The sequence below is a fragment of the Aphanizomenon sp. UHCC 0183 genome, assembly GCF_009712065.1.
Lineage (GTDB): Bacteria > Cyanobacteriota > Cyanobacteriia > Cyanobacteriales > Nostocaceae > Dolichospermum > Dolichospermum heterosporum.
The window spans coordinates 1,444-5,329 of record NZ_VILC01000151.1; the positions used below are offsets into that span (position 1 = coordinate 1,444).

The 3,886-nt window shown below is 39.3% G+C and carries 4 protein-coding genes; all 4 read left to right on the top strand.

Annotated elements, in window-relative coordinates:
- The coding region (locus FJR37_RS25350; RefSeq protein WP_168467448.1) for a DUF4351 domain-containing protein at positions 1-361 on the top strand (361 nt) is incomplete at its 5' end.
- 402 nt (positions 362-763) lie between these two features.
- Positions 764-1,447, top strand: coding sequence for a Uma2 family endonuclease (locus FJR37_RS25355; RefSeq protein ID WP_039199901.1), 684 nt, complete (start codon positions 764-766; stop codon positions 1,445-1,447).
- Positions 1,448-1,960: 513 nt separating this feature from the next.
- On the top strand, positions 1,961-2,797 hold the full coding sequence (locus FJR37_RS25360) for an ABC transporter permease (protein WP_039199900.1): 837 nt from the start codon (positions 1,961-1,963) through the stop codon (positions 2,795-2,797).
- Positions 2,798-3,359: 562 nt separating this feature from the next.
- Positions 3,360-3,746 (top strand): DUF4351 domain-containing protein, encoded by a 387-nt coding sequence (locus FJR37_RS25365; protein WP_052149746.1) that lies wholly within the window; start codon positions 3,360-3,362, stop codon positions 3,744-3,746.
- Positions 3,747-3,886: the final 140 nt, after the last annotated feature.

Below are 3,886 nucleotides of genomic sequence, written 5' to 3' on the forward strand. Positions count from 1 at the left end.
TAAATTTGACGAACTACTAGGTAAAAAATATATTATTGGCCATCAAAAGCAGGAACGTTATACATCTCTGCGAGATGTGATTACTAATCTCAAAGAGGCTGATGTTACTCAAATACGGTTTTATCAAGAGGTGTTAGAAATTGGTGAGAAAAAAGGTTTACAACAAGGTGTGCAACAAGGAGAAGCAAATCTAACTATACGCCAGTTAAAACGCCGTTGTGGAAAATTAACCCCTATTCAAGAGGAAAAAGTGCGTTTGCTCTCCATTTCTCAATTAGAATCATTAGGAGAGGCATTATTGGATTTTCAAAATATGTCAGATTGGGAAAATTGGTTACAATATAATCGCCGTTTATCTTGAAAGCGATCGCTAATTTATGAAATCTCAAATTGGTCCTTGGGGAAATTCTTTAGCCCTCACTCTATAAATAAAATAAGAAAATCATATCCCCGACTTCTCTAAGAAGTCGGGGATATGAAACTGTTTATCTTGAAAGCGATCGCTAATTGATGAAATCTCAAATTAGTCCTTGGGGATTGTAACGTTATTTTACAGCAAATTGTCATCAAACCCGGAACAAGAACCCCACCCCCAACCCCCTCCCCGCAAGCGATGAGGGGGCTAAGATGTACCTTATATGATTGGAAATCGCTGTAAAATAAGCAATTCAGGGGAAAAAATGAGGGAAAATTGGCGAGCGATCGCAGTTGCAAACTTTGTTACAGTCATGAAGCCGAAAAACTTAACTGAGGAGAGGTAACAATGCAAAACCCAATGATTCCAATTTTAGAGAACGGCGATCGCCTAAACCGTTTAGAATTTGAACGCCGTTATCAGTTCATGCCACCGCAAAAAAAGGCAGAATTAATTGATGGAGTTGTTTACATGGCAGCAGCGTTAAGATACAGAAGTCACGGTTTACCCCATAGTTACTTAATGACATGGTTAGGGTTCTACGCAGCTAATACACCGGGGTTAGAATTAGCAGATAATGCCACAGTCAGATTAGATTTAGATAATGAACCTCAACCGGATGCTCTATTAAGAATAAAAACAGAATTAGGAGGACAATCTCGCATTAGTGAAGATGATTATATAGAAGGATCTCCAGAACTAATCGTAGAAATTTCCGGTTCTACCGTATCCTATGATTTGTACAATAAGCTGACAATTTATCGTCGTCACGGGGTTAAAGAATACATTGTTTGGCGAGTTTATGATCAAGAAATAGACTGGTTTATCTTAGAAGCAGGTGAGTATGTTAAATTACCTATAGGTGATCTAGGGTTAATGGAAAGTCGCATCTTTCCCGGTTTAGTCTTATCGGTTGATGATATGTTAAAAGGTAATTTGGCTAAGGTTTTAGGGATTTTGCAAGCTGAAATTAACTCAGAAAGACATCGCAGCTATTGTCAGCAATTAGGTGGTCAAAATATGTTATCGTGATTTACGAAATTTCTAACTAGCACATAAGATCCCCGACTTCTCTCAGAAGTCGGGGATCTGAAACTATTGATCTTGAAGGCGATAGCGAAGCGCTGCTGCAAGCAGTTCGCTTGGTTAAATGAAACTCTTTAGCAGGTATCAATTATTCAGAGGAGTTAAGCAAAATGTACTGACAACAAAGAGTTGTGATTGCTTCCCTTCCCTCGCAATGACTATAAATATTTTTGTCCAATTACTACTTATGTGTTATTTTATTATTCATCCATTAGAGAACGGCGATCGCAAACCTGTATAAAATCAGAGTTACAAAAAATAGCTTCGATTATTGTTTTCCGAGAGTGACAGAACCGGGATAGTATTGAACAGTGAGTTGGGCTTTGATGGTCTTTTTGATCTTAGTCCCTCCCATGCAACCTTCTTATGATCAATTGTTTAGTTAGTGATCAGGAGGCCGAAGTGCAGAGAAGGTGTGAGCGAAATCGGAAATGTCGTGAAAATGATGGTAAATGCCAGATGAAAGAAACTACTTTACAGCCAGAATTAATAATTGAAGCAGGACGCACGGAAAAGCAATATTGGCAAGATCTATGGCGATATAGAGAGTTATTTTACTTCTTAGCATGGCGAGATATTTTAGTTAGATATAAACAAACAGCCATTGGGATTGTTTGGGCGCTAATTCGTCCTTTTTTGACAATGGTAGTTTTTACAGTAGTATTTGGACAATTAGCAAAATTACCATCAGAAGGTGCGCCCTATCCAATTCTTGTATTTTCCGCCATGTTACCTTGGCAATTCTTCTCTAATTCCCTCTCAGAGTGTAGTAATAGTTTAATTAGTAATGCCAATTTACTGTCTAAAGTCTATTTTCCCCGCTTGGTAGTACCTACTAGCGCGGTAGTAGTTAGCTTCGTAGACTTTATGATTTCTGGGATAATTTTATTGGCTTTAATGGCTTGGTATAACTTTGTTCCCACTTGGCGAATTTTAACTTTACCTTTATTTATTGGTGTCGCTTTTGCTGCTTCAATGGGTGCGGGATTATGGTTGGCTTCCTTGAATGTGCAGTATCGAGATTTCCGGTTTATTGTGCCATTTATAGTGCAGTTTGGTTTATATATCTCACCTGTAGGATTTAGTAGCACTATTGTTCCTGAAAAGTGGCGGTTTCTCTACTCCTTAAATCCCATGGTGGGAGTAATTGATGGTTTTAGATGGGCAATTTTGGGCGGTAATTCCCAGTTATATTTACCAGGTTTTATGCTTTCTATGGCTCTAGTCGTTTTACTATTAGTGAGTGGAATTTGGTATTTTCGGAAGATGGAACGAACTTTTGCAGATGTGATTTAAGATCAAATTCTCAAGTATACTAAACACGGTTGAGAGATGGACTTTTGTAAAATCACGAAAAACCCTGATTTGTAGGGGTAAAGCAAAAGCTTCATTGGTGTCAACTTAAGCTCAAATCCCTACCACATCTCGTTCCTAGTCTCTGACTAGGAATGCAGTTGATGAGGCTCTGCCTCTAATGTCAGTAACCCAGCCCTAAAGGGACTGGGCTTGCAAGAGTAATCAAGCAAGCCGTACTGACCAGACCACCCTGAGCGTTGTCGAAGGGTAGCCGTTATTTGAGTCACGACACCTCGGAATGCGTTGCCAGTTCCCTGCTCTGTCGCTTGTGATTAAACAGTTCTAAGGTCACTGGAACAGTGTTGCAAGCCCAACAATCTCTTATAACAGGTCTATGCTAACATTACCCCAGAAATGGGAGTTGGTTTCCAGATTCCAATCAAAAATCTGGTTTCAATTTTAATATCCACAGCGGTTAAAACCGTGGTCAGTGAGCTTGTCGAAGTGTCGTTTCCCTCTCAGGTCTAAAGACGCGCTCGTTTCCCACTTACCGGGTGTTCTTATGAAAACCGATAAATGGTTTTACGAATTATTTTTGTCCCAACCAGGGATGCTGGCAGAATTGATGCCAGGAATTGAAGAAAACTGGGAGATCATCATGAATATGCTAGAGTTAGAAATTGTGGATATTACCCAATCCCGTTTTTACCAAGAGATTATTGTCGAAGGTCTTCAGGAAGGTCGCCAAAAGGGTCTTCAGGAAGGTGAGGCTAATTTAGTTATTCGTCAACTAAGGCGACGACTGGGGGAATTACCAGAGAGCCAATGTTCACAAATCAAGAGTTTTCCTGTATCACAGTTGGAGGACTTAGGAGAAGCATTGTTGGATTTTCAGGGTATTGAAGATTTGGATGACTGGCTACAAAAATATACTGCAAAAATATACTGAATTAATTAGATGATCCAATCTTGTATTATTAGCGGGCAAGATGCCCGCACCACAATAAATTTTAGGATATTTTTTTAATTTGGATATCTCTGAGTCATCAAAAGACAACTTTTGCTATGAGACTGGGAATTCATTCCCAG